This is a genomic window from Variovorax sp. 350MFTsu5.1 (assembly GCF_048302515.1).
Taxonomy (GTDB): Bacteria; Pseudomonadota; Gammaproteobacteria; order Burkholderiales; family Burkholderiaceae_C; genus Variovorax; species Variovorax guangxiensis.
Window position 1 is genome coordinate 6,530,389 of record NZ_CP157620.1, and the last position, 17,528, is coordinate 6,547,916.

Annotated in this window: 25 protein-coding genes and 1 tRNA gene; 7 read left to right on the plus strand and 19 right to left on the minus strand. The window is 64.4% G+C overall.

Annotation, left to right across the window (positions count from 1 at the left end; translation table 11 throughout):
* From ABL843_RS29790 to ABL843_RS29810, 5 genes are read left to right on the plus strand one after another with little or no spacing between them, the layout of a single operon-like run.
* Positions 1–483 (plus strand): MarR family winged helix-turn-helix transcriptional regulator, encoded by a 483-nt coding sequence (locus ABL843_RS29790; RefSeq protein WP_184639551.1) that lies wholly within the window; start codon positions 1–3, stop codon positions 481–483.
* A complete protein-coding gene (locus ABL843_RS29795) occupies positions 480–1,334 on the plus strand; it encodes an enoyl-CoA hydratase family protein (RefSeq protein ID WP_418118381.1) in 855 nt (284 codons plus the stop codon). The genes ABL843_RS29790 and ABL843_RS29795 overlap by 4 nt, the downstream gene beginning before the upstream one ends.
* A gap of 4 nt (positions 1,335–1,338) precedes the next feature.
* On the plus strand, positions 1,339–2,532 hold the full coding sequence (locus ABL843_RS29800) for an acyl-CoA dehydrogenase family protein (RefSeq protein ID WP_418118382.1): 1,194 nt from the start codon (positions 1,339–1,341) through the stop codon (positions 2,530–2,532).
* A gap of 5 nt (positions 2,533–2,537) precedes the next feature.
* Positions 2,538–4,160: an AMP-binding protein gene (locus ABL843_RS29805; RefSeq protein ID WP_418118383.1), complete on the plus strand. Its 1,623-nt coding sequence runs from the start codon at positions 2,538–2,540 to the stop codon at positions 4,158–4,160.
* Entirely contained in the window at positions 4,157–4,555 is a 399-nt protein-coding gene (locus ABL843_RS29810) for a RidA family protein (protein WP_184639544.1), read from the plus strand. The genes ABL843_RS29805 and ABL843_RS29810 overlap by 4 nt, the downstream gene beginning before the upstream one ends.
* A gap of 129 nt (positions 4,556–4,684) precedes the next feature.
* Here ABL843_RS29810 and ABL843_RS29815 read toward each other — a convergent pair whose 3' ends face one another.
* The 19 genes from ABL843_RS29815 to rplN all read right to left on the minus strand — a co-directional run bounded on the left by ABL843_RS29815 (position 4,685) and on the right by rplN (position 15,248).
* Entirely contained in the window at positions 4,685–6,130 is a 1,446-nt protein-coding gene (locus tag ABL843_RS29815; RefSeq protein WP_418118384.1) for an IS1182 family transposase, read from the minus strand.
* 184 nt (positions 6,131–6,314) lie between these two features.
* Positions 6,315–6,391: transfer RNA gene (locus ABL843_RS29820), tRNA-Met, on the minus strand.
* A gap of 18 nt (positions 6,392–6,409) precedes the next feature.
* On the minus strand, positions 6,410–6,808 hold the full coding sequence (rplQ, locus tag ABL843_RS29825) for a 50S ribosomal protein L17 (protein ID WP_126021204.1): 399 nt from the start codon (positions 6,806–6,808) through the stop codon (positions 6,410–6,412).
* Between the two features lie 97 nt (positions 6,809–6,905).
* Positions 6,906–7,895, minus strand: coding sequence for a DNA-directed RNA polymerase subunit alpha (locus ABL843_RS29830; RefSeq protein WP_009124827.1), 990 nt, complete (start codon positions 7,893–7,895; stop codon positions 6,906–6,908).
* A gap of 142 nt (positions 7,896–8,037) precedes the next feature.
* A complete protein-coding gene (gene rpsD, locus ABL843_RS29835; protein ID WP_126021203.1) occupies positions 8,038–8,661 on the minus strand; it encodes a 30S ribosomal protein S4 in 624 nt (207 codons plus the stop codon).
* Between the two features lie 131 nt (positions 8,662–8,792).
* On the minus strand, positions 8,793–9,197 hold the full coding sequence (gene rpsK, locus ABL843_RS29840) for a 30S ribosomal protein S11 (protein ID WP_009124825.1): 405 nt from the start codon (positions 9,195–9,197) through the stop codon (positions 8,793–8,795).
* A gap of 12 nt (positions 9,198–9,209) precedes the next feature.
* Positions 9,210–9,575, minus strand: coding sequence for a 30S ribosomal protein S13 (gene rpsM / locus ABL843_RS29845; RefSeq protein ID WP_013544105.1), 366 nt, complete (start codon positions 9,573–9,575; stop codon positions 9,210–9,212).
* Between the two features lie 23 nt (positions 9,576–9,598).
* A complete protein-coding gene (gene rpmJ, locus ABL843_RS29850; RefSeq protein WP_013544106.1) occupies positions 9,599–9,712 on the minus strand; it encodes a 50S ribosomal protein L36 in 114 nt (37 codons plus the stop codon).
* Between the two features lie 64 nt (positions 9,713–9,776).
* The gene (secY, locus tag ABL843_RS29855; RefSeq protein ID WP_019653976.1) at positions 9,777–11,090 is read right to left on the minus strand and encodes a preprotein translocase subunit SecY; all 1,314 of its coding nucleotides are present in this window, start codon (positions 11,088–11,090) and stop codon (positions 9,777–9,779) included.
* Positions 11,091–11,117: 27 nt separating this feature from the next.
* Positions 11,118–11,549, minus strand: a complete 432-nt coding sequence (gene rplO / locus ABL843_RS29860) for a 50S ribosomal protein L15 (protein WP_019653975.1) — start codon at positions 11,547–11,549, stop codon at positions 11,118–11,120.
* Positions 11,550–11,560: 11 nt separating this feature from the next.
* Entirely contained in the window at positions 11,561–11,743 is a 183-nt protein-coding gene (gene rpmD, locus ABL843_RS29865; RefSeq protein ID WP_019653974.1) for a 50S ribosomal protein L30, read from the minus strand.
* Between the two features lie 35 nt (positions 11,744–11,778).
* Complete coding sequence (gene rpsE, locus ABL843_RS29870) at positions 11,779–12,297, minus strand: 30S ribosomal protein S5 (protein WP_125950502.1); 519 nt, start codon at positions 12,295–12,297, stop codon at positions 11,779–11,781.
* A gap of 18 nt (positions 12,298–12,315) precedes the next feature.
* Positions 12,316–12,681 carry a 50S ribosomal protein L18 gene (gene rplR, locus ABL843_RS29875; RefSeq protein WP_026346312.1) on the minus strand — a complete coding sequence of 122 codons (366 nt, stop codon included), beginning with the start codon at positions 12,679–12,681 and terminating at the stop codon, positions 12,316–12,318.
* 14 nt (positions 12,682–12,695) lie between these two features.
* Positions 12,696–13,229: a 50S ribosomal protein L6 gene (rplF, locus tag ABL843_RS29880; RefSeq protein ID WP_126021202.1), complete on the minus strand. Its 534-nt coding sequence runs from the start codon at positions 13,227–13,229 to the stop codon at positions 12,696–12,698.
* Between the two features lie 24 nt (positions 13,230–13,253).
* Positions 13,254–13,649 carry a 30S ribosomal protein S8 gene (rpsH, locus tag ABL843_RS29885; RefSeq protein WP_081267428.1) on the minus strand — a complete coding sequence of 132 codons (396 nt, stop codon included), beginning with the start codon at positions 13,647–13,649 and terminating at the stop codon, positions 13,254–13,256.
* Positions 13,650–13,669: 20 nt separating this feature from the next.
* Entirely contained in the window at positions 13,670–13,975 is a 306-nt protein-coding gene (gene rpsN / locus ABL843_RS29890; RefSeq protein ID WP_019653969.1) for a 30S ribosomal protein S14, read from the minus strand.
* Between the two features lie 8 nt (positions 13,976–13,983).
* Positions 13,984–14,523 carry a 50S ribosomal protein L5 gene (gene rplE, locus ABL843_RS29895; RefSeq protein WP_093196100.1) on the minus strand — a complete coding sequence of 180 codons (540 nt, stop codon included), beginning with the start codon at positions 14,521–14,523 and terminating at the stop codon, positions 13,984–13,986.
* Positions 14,524–14,534: 11 nt separating this feature from the next.
* On the minus strand, positions 14,535–14,867 hold the full coding sequence (gene rplX / locus ABL843_RS29900; RefSeq protein WP_019653967.1) for a 50S ribosomal protein L24: 333 nt from the start codon (positions 14,865–14,867) through the stop codon (positions 14,535–14,537).
* Between the two features lie 12 nt (positions 14,868–14,879).
* A complete protein-coding gene (rplN, locus tag ABL843_RS29905) occupies positions 14,880–15,248 on the minus strand; it encodes a 50S ribosomal protein L14 (RefSeq protein ID WP_009124801.1) in 369 nt (122 codons plus the stop codon).
* A 214-nt stretch (positions 15,249–15,462) separates the two neighbouring features.
* Here rplN and ABL843_RS29910 point away from each other — a divergent pair, with 214 nt between their 5' ends.
* Both ABL843_RS29910 and proC read left to right on the plus strand, forming a co-directional pair.
* Entirely contained in the window at positions 15,463–16,635 is a 1,173-nt protein-coding gene (locus ABL843_RS29910) for an esterase-like activity of phytase family protein (RefSeq protein ID WP_418118385.1), read from the plus strand.
* Positions 16,632–17,489, plus strand: coding sequence for a pyrroline-5-carboxylate reductase (proC, locus tag ABL843_RS29915; protein WP_418118386.1), 858 nt, complete (start codon positions 16,632–16,634; stop codon positions 17,487–17,489). Before ABL843_RS29910 ends, proC begins: the two co-directional genes overlap by 4 nt.
* The last annotated feature ends 39 nt before the right edge of the window (positions 17,490–17,528 follow it).

Genomic DNA, 17,528 nt, shown 5'->3' on the forward strand with positions numbered 1-17,528 from the left:
ATGGACCTCGAAGCGCGCGCGCACAGCGAACACCCGGAGGCGCTGCGGCTTTGGCTGCGGCTGCTCACCTGCACCCAGCTGATCGAGAAGCAGGTGCGCAACGAGCTGCGCTCGCAGTTCGCCACCACGCTGCCGCGCTTCGACCTGATGTCCCAGCTCGAGCGCTCGCCCGAGGGGCTGAAGATGAACGAGCTCTCGCGCCGCATGATGGTGACGGGCGGCAATGTGACCGGCATCACCGACCAGCTCGTGTCCGAAGGGTTGGTGGAGCGCATCAACGTCGAGGGCGACCGCCGTGCATGGCGCGTGCGCCTCACGCCGCGCGGGCGCAAGCTCTTCAACGACATGGCGCAGCAGCACGAGGACTGGATCGTCGAGGCCTTCGCGGGCCTCAGCGCCAAGGAGATCGCGCAACTGCACAAGCTGCTCGGCAAGGTCAAGCAGCACTCGCACAACCAACTACTGATGGCGGAGACCGAATGAAGCACTACATCGGCGCGGGCAATCCCATGCGCGCCCAATTCGAACCCAAGGCAGCCTACAAGGCCGAGCACTTCGCATGGAGCTATGAGGCCGGCGTGGGCACCATCACGCTGAACCGGCCCGACCGCAAGAACCCGCTGACCTTCGACTCGTACGGCGAGCTGCGCGACCTGTTCCGCGCGCTGGTCTACGCCACCGACGTGAAGACGATCGTCGTGACCGGCGCGGGCGGCAACTTCTGCTCCGGCGGCGACGTGCACGAGATCATCGGCCCGCTGACCGGCATGCGCATGCCCGAGCTGCTGGAGTTCACGCGCATGACGGGCGACCTGGTGAAGGCGATGCGTGCCTGTCCGCAGCCCATCATCGGCGCGATCGACGGCGTGTGCGCCGGTGCCGGCGCGATGATCGCGCTGGCCTGCGACCTGCGCTACGGCTCGCCTGCCACGCGCACCGCGTTCCTCTTCACGCGCGTGGGCCTCGCCGGTGCCGACATGGGCGCCTGCGCGCTGCTGCCGCGCGTGATCGGCCAGGGCCGTGCGTCCGAACTGCTCTTCACCGGCCGCGCGATGACGGCGCAGGAAGGCCATTCGTGGGGTTTCTTCAACGCGCTGCACGAAAGCGATGCGCTGCTCGAAGCCGCCACCAAGGTCGCTCGCGACCTGGCCGAAGGCCCGACCTTCGCGCACGGCATGACCAAGACCATGCTGTCGCAGGAATGGTCGATGACCATCGACCAAGCCATCGAAGCCGAGGCGCAGGCACAGGCCATCTGCATGCAGACCGAAGATTTCAAGCGCGCCTACGAGGCCTTCGCTGCCAAGCGCAAGCCGGTGTTCGGCGGGGACTGACGCGATGATGACCAAGGCTCCCGCACCACCCTCGACGGCGCACCTTGCGCTGCCCTTCTTCGACGACGCGCACCGCACGCTGGCCGACGGCCTGCTGCCCTGGGCCGACGCGCAGCAGGTCGACGAGCACGACGACCGCGCGGCCTGCCGCGACTGGGTACAGCGGCTAGGTGCCGGCGGCTGGCTGCGCTATTGCGTGCCGGGCAGCTCCGGCGGCGCGCTGGAGCGGCTCGATTCGCGCGCCCTGGTACTGCTGCGCGAGACGCTCGCCTACCACTCGCCGCTCGCCGACTTCGCCTTCGCGATGCAGGGCCTGGGCAGCGGCGCGATCACGCTCGCGGGCACACCGCAGCAGCACGCCGACTACCTGACGGCAGTGGCCAAGGGCACCAAGATCGCGGCCTTCGCGCTCAGCGAGCCCGAGGCCGGCTCCGACGTGGGCGCGATGGCGATGCGCGCCGAGGCGACCACCGACGGCTGGAAGCTGAACGGCGAGAAGACCTGGATCAGCAACGGCGGCATCGCCGACTTCTACTGCGTGTTCGCGAAGACCGACCCGGCGGGCGGCACGCGCGGCATCACCGCATTCATCGTCGACGCGACGACGCCCGGCCTCGACACCTCCGCCCACATCGACGTGATGGCGCCGCACCCGCTGGCCACGCTGCGCTTCGAGAATTGTGTCGTGCCGCGTGCTACGCAACTGGGCGAGCTCAACGGCGGCTTCAAGCTCGCGATGCGCACGCTCGACATCTTCCGCGCCTCGGTGGCCGGTGCGGCGCTCGGCATGGGACGCCGCGCACTGGCCGAAGCCATCGCCTATTCGAAGAAGCGCCGCATGTTCGGCCAGACCCTGGCGGACTTCCAGCTCACGCAGGCCAAGCTCGGCGAGATGGCCGCGCTGATCGACAGCGCTGCTCTGCTCACCTACCGCGCCGCATGGATGCGCGACGACGCCGAGCGGCGCGGCGCACCGGCAGTGGGCGACGTGTCGGCCGCCGCCGCGATGGCCAAGATGTGCGCAACCGAGAACGCGAGCCGCGTGATCGACATGGCGCTGCAGATGCATGGCGGCCTCGGCGTGAAGGTTGGCACGAAGGTTGAAAGCCTCTACCGCGACATCCGCTCGCTGCGCATCTACGAAGGCGCGACGGAAGTCCAACAACTGATCATCGGCAAATCCGTTCTACGGGGATAAACACCGTGTCTGCCCAAGTCGACCGCTTCGTTCACGACCGCTTGCCGCCCGCGGCACAGCTGCCCGTCTTTCGCTACGACCTGCCCGAGCTGCAGCTGCCCGACCAGCTCAACCTGGTCGAGGAGCTGCTCGACAAGGCCGCAGCGAAGGGTTTCGGCGACAAGCCGATGCTGCGCTCGCCGCAGGGCACGCTGACCTATGCGCAGGCGGCCGTCGAGGTCAATCGCATCGCGCAGGTGCTGGTGGAAGATCTCAAGCTGGTGCCGGGCAACCGGGTGCTGCTGCGCGGCGGCAATTCGGTGGCGATGGCGCTGGCATGGCTGGCGGTGGTGAAGGCCGGGCTGATCGCGGTGGCCACGATGCCGCTGCTGCGCGCGAAGGAGCTGGGCGACATCATCGAGAAATCGCAGCCAGTGGCCGCGCTGTGCGATGGTCGTCTGCTCGATGAGTTGCTGCTGGCGCAGCAGGCGCATCCGGTGCTTGCCACGGTGGTTGCATTCAACAAGCCCGATGCGGAAGATTCGCTTTCGGCACGCGCGGCGAAGAAGAACGGTGTGTTTAAGGCATGCCCCACGGCATCCGATGACATCGCGCTGCTGGCTTTCACCTCGGGCACCACGGGCAAGCCGAAAGCGCCCGTCACCACGCACCGCGATGTGCTCGCGATGTGCGAGACCTGGCCACGCCACGTGCTGCGCGCGCGCAGCGACGACATCGTGGTGGGCTCGCCGCCGCTGGCCTTCACCTTCGGGCTCGGAGGACTGCTGGTGTTTCCGATGTGGGCCGGCGCCTCCATCTACTTCCCCGATGCGCCGTTCACGCCCGAGGGGCTGGTGAAGCTCATCAACGAGGTCGGCGCGACCATCTGCTACACGGCACCCACGTTCTACCGGCAGATGGCACCGTTCGTGAGGCAGCACGGCATGCCCAGCCTGCGCATCAGCGTGAGCGCGGGCGAGGCCCTGCCCGATGCCACACGGCAGCTGTGGAAGGAAGCTTCCGGCATCGAGATGCTGGATGGCATCGGCGGAACCGAGGTGTTCCACATCTACATCTCTGCCGCGGGCAACGACGTGCGCCGCGGGGCAGTTGGCAAGGCAGTGCCCGGTTTCACCGCGAAGGTGGTGGATGGCGAAGGCAACGAGGTGCCCCATGGCACGGTCGGCAAGCTTGCGCTGCAGGGGCCGGTGGGCTGCCGCTACCTCGACGATCCGCGCCAGACAGACTACGTGAAGAACGGCTGGAACTATCCGGGAGATTCGTTCGTGCAGGACGACGACGGCTACTTCTTCTACCAGGCACGCGCGGACGACATGATCATCACGGCCGGCTACAACGTCGGCGGGCCGGAAGTGGAGGATGCGCTGCTCAAGCATCCTGCCGTGGCCGAGTGCGGCGTGATCGGCAAGCCCGATGCCGAGCGGGGCATGATCGTGAAGGCGTTCTGCGTTCTCAAGCCCGGCAACGAGGGCAACGCAGCCCTTGTGAAGGCGCTGCAGGACCACGTGAAGGCGACCATCGCGCCATTCAAATACCCAAGGGAGATCGAGTTCGTGCCGGCGCTGCCGCGCACGGAAACCGGCAAGCTCCAACGATTCAAACTGAGACAACTCAACACGACATCATGATCAACAAACTCCTGCAACCCGAAGGCTGGCTGCCTCCCAAGGGCTATGCGAACGGCGTCGCCGCTCGCGGAACGATGCTGTTCGTCGGTGGCCAGATCGGCTGGAATGCGCAGCAGCAATTCGAGTCGGACGACTTCATCGACCAGTGCGGCCTGGCGCTGCGCAACATCGTCGAGGTGCTGCGCGCAGGTGGTGCGGGCCCCGAGCACATGGTGCGCATGACCTGGTATGTGACGGACCGTGACGAATACAGCCGCCGCCTCAGCGAGCTCGGGCCTGTCTATCGCGAAGCGATGGGACGCAACTTCCCGGCCATGACCTGTGTGCAGGTGGCGGCGCTTGTGGAGCACCGGGCGAAGGTGGAGATCGAAGTGACGGCGGTCATCCCGGACTGATCTCTTGCGCCGACCGAAATAAAAATGCCCTCATTGCCAGTCTGTGTAAATAGTCAACTGGCCGCTTAAATCGAGAAGCCCCGCGAGAGCGGGGCATTTTTCATTGGGCGAGCGATTGCCCCAGGGGCCTCAGCCCCGCAGCGCCTGATGCATCCAGGGCGCGCCCTTCATGTTGAACACCCGCTTCAGGTTGTAGGCCATCACCGCCAGAGCGAACTCGGCGCGCGCGCCGCTCGTGTGCCTCATCAGCAGCCTGGCATTGCCCAGGATCAGGTGCTTGATGCTGGCGAAGGGGTGCTCCACCGTCTGGCGCCTGAGTGCCATCATCCAGGGCTTGGCTGCCAGCCGGCTCGCATTGGCCTCAAGCGCCTCTTCGTACAGGTGGCGCGTCACGAAGCGCTGCCTGGCCGTGGTGCATTCGGGCTTGCGCGCGCATCGAGCGCAGTCGCCAGGCTGTGCAGCGTAGATCACCGTCTTGTCCTTGCGCGAGAGCTGCTTGCGCCTCAAGGCGTTGCCCGCCGGGCAGGTGAAGCTGTCGCTGGCCGCTTCGTAGGTAAAGGCGCTGCGCTCGTACAGGCTGCCGTCGCCTTGGTTGTTCACGGCCCGGTTGGGCGCCACGTAGCTCGTGATGCCTTGAGCCTGCAAGGCCGCGATTTGCTCCCCATTGGCATAGCCCGCATCGGCCACCACCGTGCACGGCTGCTGCAGCGCCCGGCTGGCCGCCTCGGCCATGGGCTGCAACTGACGCTGATCGTTCACCTCGCACACCACCTCGTGCGCCACGATCAGGTGGCTTTGTGTCTCCACTGCCGTTTGCAGGTTGTAGCCCGGCTGGCTGTTCAGGCTGCGCATCGGGCGTGCCTCGGGCTCGCCGTTGACGATGGCATTGGCACCGCTGCGCATGAGTTGCTGGGCTTGGTTGGCAATGGCACGGCCTTGCGTCTTCAGGCGTTCCAAGGCGCCGCGTACTTCATCTGACGTGCCTGTTGCACCCCCAGGCCCTTGGCGGCCTTGCTCGTCGTCACTGTCCTGGCTGTCCAGCAGCCGTAGATAGGCGGCGATCTCCTGCGCGTTGCGCTGCGCCTGCGCGGCCAGCTCACGCTGGCCCACCACCGCCTTGCGCGAGGCCACCGCCTGCACCTTCGAGCCATCGATGGCCACTGTCGAGCCGCGGATCAACCGGCTGGCCCGCGCGAACTGCACAAAAGCTGCACAACTGGCCACCAGGGCCGCCGTGTTCTGGCGCCTGAACTCCGCAATGGTCTTGTGATCCGGCGCCAGGCGCCCCAGCAGCCACATGCACTCCACGTTGTGCCGGCACTCCCGCTCCAGAGCCCGCGAGGAGCGGATCGCGCTCAGATACCCCCAGATGTACAGCCCCAGCAGATCGCCCGGGTCGTAGGGCGGCGCGCCCAACCGCTGCGCCTGCGCCTTGGCAAAGCCCAGCTCCTTCAGATCCAGCGCCTGCACCCAGGCGTCCACCACCCGTACCAGTGCGTCCTGGCTCACCAGCTCATCGAGCATCAGGGGGAATAACGTCGCCTGCCCTCGCGCCTGCCCGTGTCGATGTCCCATTGGCCTGCCTCCAATGAAAAATGCCCCTCAGACAAACGCCTGAGGGGCATATCTCGCAGACTCAGCGCAGACTATTTACACAGACTGATTGCGAGGGCATTTCTTTTTGTCATTCACCGGCAATTGATAAACAAAGATCGGCAAAGAAAAAGGCCCTTTGATTACTCAAAGGGCCTTTTTAATTTGGTTGCGCGAGCAAGATTTGAACTTGCGACCTTTGGGTTATGAGCCCAACGAGCTACCAGGCTGCTCCATCGCGCGGCAGACTTAGATTATAGCTTATTCAGCGGCGTTTTGCTCGGCTGCGTCTTCTTTAATTTCAGGACGGTCAACCAGTTCGACGAGCGCCATCGGGGCATTGTCACCCACGCGGAAGCCCATCTTCAGGATGCGGGTGTAGCCGCCCGGACGCGTTGCGAAACGCGGGCCGAGGTCGCCGAAGAGCTTCACGACGGCGTCGCGGTTGCGCAGGCGGTCGAAGGCCAGGCGCTTGTTGGCGACGGTGGGCTTCTTGGCGAGCGTGATCATCGGCTCGATGACGCGGCGCAGTTCCTTGGCCTTGGGGACCGTGGTCTTGATGACTTCGTGCTCGATGAGCGAATTCATCATGTTCTGCAGCATCGCGAGGCGGTGCGAGCTGGTGCGGTTGAGTTTGCGGAGTCCGTGTCCGTGACGCATGGTGCTTTCCTTTACTTTATAAAAACAGGCAGCCGTGTCAGGTACTGCCCGGTGCACTGGCCCTTTTCAGGGGGCCTCTTTCAAAAAATTCAAATGATCAACGCTTGTCGAGGCCGGCCGGCGGCCAGCTTTCGAGCTTCATGCCCAAGGTCAGGCCGCGCGAGGCAAGCACTTCCTTAATTTCGTTGAGCGACTTGCGACCCAGGTTCGGGGTCTTGAGCAGCTCGTTCTCGGTGCGCTGGATCAGGTCACCGATGTAGTAGATGTTTTCGGCCTTCAGGCAGTTGGCCGAACGCACCGTCAGTTCGAGTTCGTCGACAGGGCGCAGCAGGATCGGATCGAACTGCTGTGCGCTGCGCGGAGCCGGAGCGTCGAACGCAGCGAGTTCGCCGCCTTCGAGCTGCGCGAACACGGCGAGCTGCTCGACCAGGATTTTAGCCGATGCGCGCACTGCGTCTTCGGCCGTGATCGCACCGTTGGTCTCGATTTCGACCAGCAGCTTGTCCAGGTCGGTGCGCTGCTCGACGCGGGCGCTTTCGACCGTGTAGCTCACGCGCTTGACGGGCGAGAACGAGGCGTCGAGGACGATGCGGCCGATCGACTTGGTCGGCTCGTCCGCGTAGCGGCGCATCGTGCCGGGCACGTAGCCGCGGCCCTTCTCGACCTTGATCTGCATGTCGAGCTTGCCGCCTTGCGACAGGTGGGCGATCACATGGTCGGGGTTGATGATCTCGACGTCGTGCGGGGTCTGGATGTCCGAGGCCAGGACCGGGCCTTCGCCGTCCTTGCGCAGGCTCAGCGTGACTTCGTCGCGGTTGTGGAGCTTGAACACCACGCCCTTGAGGTTCAGCAGGATGTTGACGACATCTTCCTGCACGCCGTCGATCGACGAGTACTCATGCAGAACGCCAGCGATCGTGACTTCGGTGGCCGAGTAGCCCACCATGGACGACAGCAGAACGCGACGCAGCGCGTTGCCGAGCGTGTGGCCATAGCCGCGCTCGAAAGGCTCGAGCGTCACCTTGGCCTTGTTGGCGGCAAGTTGCTCGACCTGGATGGTCTTGGGTTTCAGCAGGGTGGTTTGCATGCAGACTTCCTCTCAATACCCCCGGCTCGTTACACCGGTAAGGCTGGTGAAGCACCTGAGCCGCGACGAAGCGCGGAACAGGAACGTGAACAACAAAAACAATCTCCCGCCGGCGCGTGGAAGCGCAGGCGGGTAGAAAAAATCAACGCGAATACAGTTCGACGATCAGCGATTCGTTGATGTCGGCTGCGAATTCGTCGCGATCGGGCACCTTCTTGAACGTGCCTTCGGCCTTGTCGGCATTCACGTCGACCCATGCCGGGATACCGACTTGCTGGGCGAGTTGCAGCGCTTCGACAACGCGGGTCTGCTTCTTCGACTTCTCCCGCACGGCGATCACGTCGCCGGTCTTGACCAGGTACGACGGGATGTTGACCGACTGGCCGTTCACCGTGATCGCCTTGTGCGACACGAGCTGGCGCGCTTCGGCGCGGGTCGAGCCGAAGCCCATGCGGTAGACGACGTTGTCCAGGCGCGATTCGAGAATGAACAGCAGGTTGGCACCGGTGTTGCCACGGCGGCGATCGGCTTCTTCGAAGTAGCGGCGGAACTGCTTCTCGAGCACGCCGTACATGCGCTTGACCTTCTGCTTCTCGCGCAGCTGCAGGCCGTAGTCGGAGGTACGCTGACCCGAGGTGCGGCCGTGCTGGCCGGGCTTGGAGTCGAACTTGGCCTTGTCCTGGATCGAACGACGAGCGCTCTTCAGGAACAGGTCGGTGCCTTCACGGCGGGAAAGTTTGGCCTTGGGGCCGAGGTAACGTGCCACGATTTTTCCTTTGTGTCATCTGCCGCAGTTGCCTGCGGGAGCCATCAGCGGAATGCCGATGGCGGTGGGCTTAGTAAAAAAACAAACGCGCAGCCGCTATTCAAAGCCGGCTGCGCCTTGCGGACTGGCGATCAGATGCGGCGACGCTTCTGGGGACGGCAGCCGTTGTGCGGAACGGGCGTCACGTCGGCGATCGAGTTGATCCGGATGCCGAGCGCAGCCAGTGCGCGCACCGACGATTCGCGACCGGGGCCGGGGCCCTTGATCTCGACGTCGAGGTTCTTGATGCCTTGTTCGACAGCAGCACGGCCGGCCACTTCGGAAGCGACCTGCGCAGCGAACGGCGTCGACTTGCGCGAGCCCTTGAAGCCCTGGCCACCCGACGAAGCCCACGACAGAGCGTTGCCCTGGCGGTCGGTGATCGTGATGATGGTGTTGTTGAACGAAGCGTGCACGTGAGCGATACCGTCCGCGACGTTCTTGCGAACCTTCTTGCGAACGCGCTGTGCGGCGTTGTTTGCAGGTGCTTTAGCCATGCTGTTCTATCCTTATTTCTTCAGGGACTGCGCAGCCTTGCGCGGACCCTTGCGGGTGCGGGCGTTGGTGCGCGTGCGCTGGCCGCGCATCGGCAGGCCGCGACGGTGACGGAAGCCGCGGTAGCAGCCGATGTCCATCAGGCGCTTGATGTTCATCGTCGTCTCGCGACGCAGGTCGCCTTCGATCGTGAACAGGGCGATCTGGTCGCGGATCTTCTCGAGATCGGCGTCGGTCAGATCCTTGATCTTCTTCGAATACTCGATACCGCTCGCTTCGCAGATCTGGCGGGCGCGGGTGCGACCGATGCCGAAGATGGCGGTCAGGCCGATTTCAGCGTGCTTGTGCGGCGGGATGTTGATGCCAGCAATACGTGCCATGTGCGTCCTCTAATACTCTTCAATCAACCCTGGCGCTGCTTGTGGCGCGGGTCGGTGCAGATCACGCGCACCACACCCTTGCGGCGGATGACCTTGCAATTACGGCAGATGGTTTTGACCGAAGCCGAAACTCTCATTTCACTCTCCTAAAACTGTTTAACGTGGCGGTCTACCGCCCGGACTCAATACTGAAACACAGCCCTACGATGTCTTGAAGTTCGCCTTCTTCAGCAGCGATTCGTACTGCTGGGACATCATGTAGTTTTGCACCTGGGCCATGAAGTCCATCGTGACGACCACGATGATCAGCAGGGAGGTACCACCGAAGTAGAACGGCACGTTGTACTTCAGGATCAGGAACTCCGGCAGCAGGCAGACGAAGGTGATGTACACCGCGCCAGCCAGCGTCAGTCGAACCAGGATCTTGTCGATGTAGCGAGCGGTCTGGTCACCCGGGCGGATACCCGGGATGAATGCACCACTCTTCTTCAGGTTGTCGGCCGTTTCCTTGCTGTTGAACACGAGTGCCGTGTAGAAGAAGCAGAAGAAAACGATCGCAGCGGCATACAGCAGCACGTAGATCGGCTCGCCGGGACGCAGCGCGCTGGCGACGTCCTTGATCCAGCGGAAACCGCCGTCACCGGTGCTGAACCAGCCGACCACCGTCGCCGGCAGCAGGATGATCGACGAGGCGAAGATCGGCGGGATCACGCCAGCCATGTTCAGCTTCAGCGGCAGGTGCGACGACTGGCCGCCATACACCTTGTTGCCGACCTGGCGCCGCGCATAGTTCACGAGGATCTTGCGCTGGCCGCGTTCCACGAACACCACGAAGTAGGTGACCAGCACCACCACGGCGACGATGAAGAGCGCGACGATCACGTTCATGGCGCCGGTACGCACCAGCTCCAGCAGGCCGCCGATGGCATTGGGCAGGCCGGCCGCGATACCCGCGAAGATCAGGATCGAGATGCCGTTGCCCAGGCCGCGTTCGGTGATCTGCTCGCCGAGCCACATCAGGAACATGGAACCTGCCGTCAGGCTCACCATGGCGGTGATGCGGAAGCCGAAGCCGGGCGAAATCACCAGGCCTGCCGACGACTCGAGAGCCACCGCGATGCTGAACGACTGGAACAGGGCCAGGCCCAGCGCGCCATAGCGCGTGTACTGCGTGATCTTGCGGCGGCCGGCCTCGCCTTCCTTCTTCAATTGCTCGAAGGTCGGAAGCACGTAGGTCATCAGCTGCATGATGATCGACGCCGAGATGTACGGCATGATCCCCAACGCGAACACGGTGAAGCGCGACAGCGCGCCGCCCGAGAACATGTTGAACAGGCTCAGAATGCCGCCCTGCTGGCCCTGGAACAGCGCAGCCAGCTGGTCCGGGTTGATACCCGGCACAGGAATGTGCGCGCCAATCCGGTAGACCACGAGCGCGAGCAGCAAAAAGACGAGCCGACGACGGAGGTCGCCGAACTTGCCTGTTTTTGCGATCGTTGCCGCGTTAGTTGCCACGAAGAACTTCTTTCAGTCCGATGGTGATCAGGCGATGCTGCCGCCGGCCGCTTCGATCGCAGCCTTGGCGCCAGCCGTTGCACCCACGCCCGTCAGCTTGACGGCCTTGGTGAGCTCACCGGTCTTCACGACCTTGACGACCTTGGCGAGCTGGCCCACGAGGCCGGCTTGCTTCAGCGCCAGGATGTCCACTTCGGCCAGGCCGAGCTGCTCGAGAGCGGTCAGCGTGACTTCGGCGTTGAACTTCAGCAGGTGCGACTTGAAACCACGCTTCGGCAGGCGACGCTGCAGCGGCATTTGACCGCCTTCGAAGCCGACCTTGTGGAAACCGCCTGCGCGCGACTTCTGGCCCTTGTGGCCGCGACCCGAGGTCTTGCCCAGGCCGGAACCGATACCGCGGCCGACACGGCGCTTGGCGTGCTTGGCGCCATCCGCCGGCTTGATGCCATTGAGTTCCATATCAGTCTCTCTTACAGGACTTTGACCAGATAACTGATCTTGTTGATCATGCCGCGCACCGCGGGCGTGTCTTGCAGCTCGCTCACGCTGTTGAGCTTGCGCAGGCCGAGGCCGCGCACGGTCGCGCGATGCGATTCCTTGGTGCCGATCGGGCTCTTGACCAGTTGCACCTTGAGGGTCTGTTGTTGCGTCATTTGAATGCTTCCTTGAGGCTTGCGACGGCCTGCGCTCAGGCGAAGATTTCTTCGACGGTCAGGCCGCGCTTGGCAGCCACTTCGCTGGCGGTCGTCGAGTTCTTCAACCCGTCGAGCGTGGCGCGAACCATGTTGTAGGGGTTCGACGAACCATGGCTCTTGGCCACGATGTCGGTGATACCCATCACTTCGAACACGGCGCGCATCGGGCCGCCGGCGATGATGCCGGTACCCTTGGGAGCCGGGTACATCACGACCGTCGAAGCGCCGTGGTGGCCTTGCACCTGGTGGTGCAGCGTGCCGTTCTTGATCGAAACCTTCAGCAGGTTGCGACGCGCTTCTTCCATTGCCTTCTGCACTGCAGCGGGCACTTCCTTCGACTTGCCCTTGCCCATGCCGACGCGGCCATCGCCGTCACCGACCACGGTGAGTGCTGCGAAACCGAGGATACGACCACCCTTCACCACCTTGGTGACGCGGTTGATCGCGATCATCTTCTCGCGCAAACCGTCCTCAGGGCCTTCGTTCTGAGCTCTTGCCTGAATCTTTGCCATTTTGAATCTCGTGTCCGGTTAGAACTGCAGGCCGGCTTCGCGGGCGGCTTCGGCCAGCGCCTTGACGCGGCCGTGGTAGGCGAAACCTGCGCGGTCGAAAGCGACCTTCTCGATGCCGGCTGCCTTCGCCTTTTCAGCGATGCGCTTGCCGACGGCGGTGGCGGCGGCAGCGTTGCCGCCCTTGCCCGAACCGCCGAGCGAGGTACGCACTTCGGCTTCTGCCGTCGATGCGGTTGCAATCACCTTGGCGCCGTCGCCGGAGATGACGGTGGCGTAGATGTGCAGGTTGGTGCGATTCACCGTCAGACGGGCCACGCCCTGCGTCGCGATGCGGATGCGGGTCTGGCGCGAGCGGCGGAGACGCTGTGCTTTTTTGGTCAACATCATTTTGCTGCCCCTTACTTCTTCTTGGTCTCTTTGATCACGATCTTCTCGTCCGCATAGCGGATGCCCTTGCCCTTGTAGGGCTCTGGCGGACGAACGGCACGGATCTCAGCGGCCACCTGGCCGACGCGCTGGCGGTCTGCGCCCTTGACCACGACTTCGGTCGGGGTGGGCGTCGCCACCGTGATGCCTTGCGGCATGTCGATGTTGACGGGGTGCGAGTAGCCGACCTGGAGGTTCAGCTTGGCGCCCTGGGCGGCGGCCTTGTAGCCCACGCCGATCAGGCTGAGCTTCTTCTCGAAGCCCTTGGTCACACCGACCACCATGTTGTTCACGAGCTGGCGAACCGTGCCGCTCATCGCGTTGGCTTCACGCGATTCGTTGGCGGGCTCGAAGCTCAGCTTGCCGTCCTTGCTGACGACGTTGACCAGCGCGTTGCGCGCGAGGTTGAGCGTGCCGCCCGTACCCTTGACGCTGATCTGGTCTTCCTTGATCGACACATCCACGCCTGCGGGGATGGCGACCGGCGATTTTCCTACTCGGGACATTTCAGTTACTCCTCGATGTCTCGGTTAGGCGACGTAGCACAGAACTTCGCCGCCGACACCGGAGGCGCGAGCCTTGCGGTCGGTCATCACGCCCTTGGGGGTCGTGACGATGGCGACGCCGAGGCCGTTCTGGACTTGCGGAATGGAAGCGCTGGCCTTGTAGACACGCAGGCCGGGGCGGCTCACACGCTCGATACGCTCGATGACCGGACGGCCAGCGTAGTACTTCAGCGAGATTTCCAGCTCGCTCTTGCCGGCTTCGGTCTTGACCTGGAAGCCGTCGATGTAGCCCTCGTCCTTCAGGACTTGTGCGATCGCGATCTTCACCTTGGAAGACGGGACCGACACGGTGGGCTTCGCCACCATCTGCGCGTTGCGGATACGCGTCAGCAGGTCGGCAATGGGATCACTCATGCTCATGTTGTTTGCTCCTGCCTGGCTTACCAGCTGGCCTTGGTGACACCGGGGATGTCGCCGTTGAAAGCCAGTTCACGGATCTTGGCGCGGGCCAGACCGAATTGACGGAAGGTGCCACGGGGACGACCGGTGATTTCGCAACGGTTGCGCTGGCGCGTGGGGTTCGCGTTGCGCGGCAGCTTCTGCAGCGCCAGGCGAGCAGCGGCGCGCTCTTCCTCGGTCTTCTTCAGGTCGTTGGAAGCCGCCTTCAGTTCGGCGTGCTTCGCTGCGAACTTGGCAACCAGCTTGTCGCGCTTGAGTTCGCGCTGGATCAAAGATGCTTTAGCCACAGGTCACCTCAGTTCTTGAACGGGAAACGGAAGCCGGCGAGAAGAGCCTTGGCTTCTTCGTCGGTCTTGGCCGTCGTCGTGATGCTGATATTGAGACCGCGCAGGGCATCGACCTTGTCGTACTCGATCTCGGGGAAAATGATCTGTTCCTTGACGCCGATGTTGTAGTTGCCACGGCCGTCGAAAGCACGGCCGGAGATACCACGGAAGTCGCGAACGCGCGGCAGCGCGATGGTCACGAAGCGATCCAGGAATTCGTACATGTGCACGCCACGCAGCGTGACCATGCAGCCGATCGGCTGGTTTTCGCGGATCTTGAAGCCGGCGATGGCCTTCTTCGACTTGGTGACCACGGGCTTCTGGCCGGCGATCTTGGTCAGGTCGGCGACGGCGTTGTCGAGGACCTTCTTGTCGGCGACTGCTTCACCCACGCCCATGTTCAGGGTGATCTTGGTGAGGCGCGGAACCTGCATCGGCGACGTGTAGCCGAACTTTTCCGTCAGGTCTTTCGCGATCTTTTCGCGATAGTGTTGTTGGAGACGTGCCATGTGAGTACCTCTTAGGCGAACTTGATTTCTTCGCCGCTCGACTTGAACACGCGAACAGCCACGCGCTTGCCGTCAGCATCCTGGGTGACCTTGACGCCCACGCGATCGGCCTTGCCGGTCGCGGCGTTGAAGATCGCCACGTTGGACTGGTGGATCGGCATGGCCTTCTCGACGATGCCACCGGTCGTACCCTTCAGGGGGTTCGGCTTGGTGTGCTTCTTGACGAGGTTGATGCCTTCGACGACCACATGCGAGTCGTCCTTGCGCAGCGAGACGGTGCCCCGCTTGCCCTTGTCGCGGCCGGCCAACACGATGACCTGGTCGCCCTTGCGAATCTTGTTCATGGCGTTGTGTCCTTAGAGAACTTCGGGGGCCAGCGACACGATCTTCATGAACTTCTCGGTGCGCAGTTCGCGCGTGACCGGTCCGAAGATGCGGGTGCCGATGGGCTCCAGCTTGGCGTTGAGCAACACTGCTGCGTTGCCGTCGAACTTGACGAGCGAACCGTCGGCGCGACGGATGCCCTTGGCGGTGCGGACCACCACTGCGCTGTAGATCTCGCCCTTCTTGACGCGACCACGCGGAGCGGCTTCCTTGATGCTGACCTTGATGACGTCGCCCACGCTGGCATAACGCCGCTTGGAGCCACCGAGCACCTTGATACACAGGACGGATTTCGCGCCCGTGTTGTCGGCCACTTCGAGCCGGGATTCAGTTTGGATCATTTCTTGATATTCCCAACTTGTACCGATGTGCATCCAGGAGGGAGGCAAATCAGTCAGTCTTGGGCCCGTCGTCCATGCCCCGAACCACTCGAGACACTTTCGCTTTGGGCTGAAAGCTTCGCCTTTTGAAAGCGAAGCCCGCGATTGTTGCACGCGAGAAGCCGGAAGTCAACAACCCTGCTTGCTGTCGAGCACTGCCACTAGACTCCGGGGCGTGCAAGCGCCCGAAAACCCCGTTCTTTCGACCTCGTCAATACAGCGCCGGCGCCTGCTGGCCGCCGGGGTCGGCTTCGCGGGGCTGGCACTGGCCGGTTGCAAAGGTGGCGCGACACCGAACCCGGACCCCGGCCAGCTGCGCCTCGTCGCCGAAGCGCGTTGGCCGCACCGCCTTCATATAGAGGGAACCACGGCCGGAGGCCTCTCGGGCATCGACTACGACCCAATCCGAGGTGAGTACCTGCTCATCAGCGACGACCGATCGGATCTCGCCCCCGTCCGCTACTACACCGCCCGTTGGCCCTCCCCGCAGGCCGCGCCGCCGGAGTCGACCGGCGTGGTGCAGCTGCAACGCCCGGGCGGCGGTCCCTGGCCCAACCGCCGCAACGCGGTCGACGGCCTGCCTGTGCCCGATCCTGAAGCCCTTCGGCTGCGCCCCGCCACCAACACCCTGCTGTGGACCAGCGAGGGGGACGTCGCACGTGGCTTCGGCCCGGCCTTGTACGAATCGGCCCGCGACGGCCGTTTTCTGCGCGAATTCCGGATGCCGGCGATGTTCCAGCCCGATCCGGCAAAGCGCCGCGGCCCGCGCGACAACCTGACCTTCGAGGGCGTCAGCCTCACGCCCGACGGCCGCTTCGCCTGGCTGGCGATGGAAAACGCCCTGATCCAGGACGGCCCCGAACCCGCCGTGGGCGCCGCCGGCGGTCCCTGCCGCTTCACGCGGATCGACCTGGAGACCGGCCAGCCCGACCGCCAGATCGCCTACGTTCCCGACGCCATCCCGCTGCGCCCGCTCGTTCCCGGAAGCTACGCCGACAACGGCGTGAGCGAGATCCTGACGCTCGACGCCGACCGCATGCTGGTGCTGGAGCGCGCCTACGCCACCGGCCGCGGCAATTCGCTGCGCCTGTATGAAATAGACACCCGCGCCGCCAGCGACGTGCTTGCGGTCGATGCGCTGGCGCCCGACAACCACCGGCCGGCGGCCAAGACCCTGGTGGCCGACTTCGCCGCGCTGGGCCTCTCCCGGCTCGACAACACCGAAGGCATGTGCTGGGGCCCGCCGCTGCCCGGCGGCAGGCGCATGCTGGTAGTCGTGAGCGACGACAATTTCAATCCGCTTCAAATCACCCAGTTCGCCGCCTTCGAATACGCCGACCGACCATGACCATCGCCGTGACCTTCCTGCCCCGCACCGGCCCTGCGCCGCTGCCTCCCGTCGCCTTCATCGGGGGCGGCAACATGGCCAGCGCCATCATCGGCGGCCTGATCCAGCAAGGCACCCCGGCGGATGCCTTCGAGGTGGTCGAGCCCTTCGAGGAGGCCCGGAAGAAGCTGGCCCAGTCCTTCGGCATCGTCGCCAGGGCCGAGGCGAGCGAGGCGCTGTCGCGCTGCGGCGTGGTGGTGTGGGCGGTCAAGCCCCAGACCTTCGCCGAAGCCGCCAGGCCGGTGCGCGCCTTCGCCGCCGATGCCCTGCACCTGAGCGTGGCCGCGGGCATTCCGTCCGACAGCATCGCCCGCTGGCTCGGCACCGAGCGCGTGGTGCGCGCCATGCCCAACACGCCCGCGCTGGTGGGCAAGGGCATGACCGGCCTGTATGCCCGCCCCGGCGTCGAAGGCACCGACCGCTCGATGGTCGGCCAGTTGCTGGCGCCTACCGGCGAACTGCTCTGGGTGGACACCGAACCGGCCCTCGATGCAGTCACCGCCATGTCCGGCTCCGGCCCGGCCTACGTGTTCTATTTCATCGAGGCAATGACCGAGGCCGGCGTCGAGATGGGCCTCTCGCCCGAGCAGGCCCAGCGGCTGGCCATCGGCACCTTCACCGGCGCCTCGGCGCTGGCGCACAGCGCGACCGAGCCGCCGTCGGTGCTGCGCGAGCGCGTGACCTCCAAGGGCGGCACCACCTACGCGGCCATCACCTCGCTGCAGGCGGCGGACGTGAAGTCGCAGTTCAAGACCGCGATCCGCGCGGCACAGAAGCGCGCTGCCGAACTGGGCGAAGAATTCGGCCGCGACTGAACAACTCGTTGGATAGAGCCACGAAGCCCGCCGGGCAGC

Excerpts from the sequence above, each read along its gene's own strand:
- ABL843_RS29790 (WP_184639551.1), top strand. The coding sequence starts at position 1 with ATGGACCTCGAAGCGCGCGCGCACAGCGAACACCCGGAGGCGCTGCGG.
- ABL843_RS29795 (WP_418118381.1), top strand. The coding sequence starts at position 480 with ATGAAGCACTACATCGGCGCGGGCAATCCCATGCGCGCCCAATTCGAA.
- ABL843_RS29800 (WP_418118382.1), top strand. The coding sequence starts at position 1,339 with ATGATGACCAAGGCTCCCGCACCACCCTCGACGGCGCACCTTGCGCTG.
- ABL843_RS29810 (WP_184639544.1), top strand. The coding sequence starts at position 4,157 with ATGATCAACAAACTCCTGCAACCCGAAGGCTGGCTGCCTCCCAAGGGC.
- ABL843_RS29815 (WP_418118384.1), bottom strand. The coding sequence starts at position 6,130 with ATGGGACATCGACACGGGCAGGCGCGAGGGCAGGCGACGTTATTCCCC.
- rplQ (WP_126021204.1), bottom strand. The coding sequence starts at position 6,808 with ATGCGTCACGGACACGGACTCCGCAAACTCAACCGCACCAGCTCGCAC.
- ABL843_RS29830 (WP_009124827.1), bottom strand. The coding sequence starts at position 7,895 with ATGCAAACCACCCTGCTGAAACCCAAGACCATCCAGGTCGAGCAACTT.
- rpsK (WP_009124825.1), bottom strand. The coding sequence starts at position 9,197 with ATGGCTAAAGCACCTGCAAACAACGCCGCACAGCGCGTTCGCAAGAAG.
- rpsM (WP_013544105.1), bottom strand. The coding sequence starts at position 9,575 with ATGGCACGTATTGCTGGCATCAACATCCCGCCGCACAAGCACGCTGAA.
- rpmJ (WP_013544106.1), bottom strand. The coding sequence starts at position 9,712 with ATGAGAGTTTCGGCTTCGGTCAAAACCATCTGCCGTAATTGCAAGGTC.
- rplO (WP_019653975.1), bottom strand. The coding sequence starts at position 11,549 with ATGGAACTCAATGGCATCAAGCCGGCGGATGGCGCCAAGCACGCCAAG.
- rpmD (WP_019653974.1), bottom strand. The coding sequence starts at position 11,743 with ATGACGCAACAACAGACCCTCAAGGTGCAACTGGTCAAGAGCCCGATC.
- rpsE (WP_125950502.1), bottom strand. The coding sequence starts at position 12,297 with ATGGCAAAGATTCAGGCAAGAGCTCAGAACGAAGGCCCTGAGGACGGT.
- rplR (WP_026346312.1), bottom strand. The coding sequence starts at position 12,681 with ATGTTGACCAAAAAAGCACAGCGTCTCCGCCGCTCGCGCCAGACCCGC.
- rplF (WP_126021202.1), bottom strand. The coding sequence starts at position 13,229 with ATGTCCCGAGTAGGAAAATCGCCGGTCGCCATCCCCGCAGGCGTGGAT.
- rpsH (WP_081267428.1), bottom strand. The coding sequence starts at position 13,649 with ATGAGCATGAGTGATCCCATTGCCGACCTGCTGACGCGTATCCGCAAC.
- rplE (WP_093196100.1), bottom strand. The coding sequence starts at position 14,523 with ATGGCACGTCTCCAACAACACTATCGCGAAAAGATCGCGAAAGACCTG.
- rplX (WP_019653967.1), bottom strand. The coding sequence starts at position 14,867 with ATGAACAAGATTCGCAAGGGCGACCAGGTCATCGTGTTGGCCGGCCGC.
- rplN (WP_009124801.1), bottom strand. The coding sequence starts at position 15,248 with ATGATCCAAACTGAATCCCGGCTCGAAGTGGCCGACAACACGGGCGCG.
- proC (WP_418118386.1), top strand. The coding sequence starts at position 16,632 with ATGACCATCGCCGTGACCTTCCTGCCCCGCACCGGCCCTGCGCCGCTG.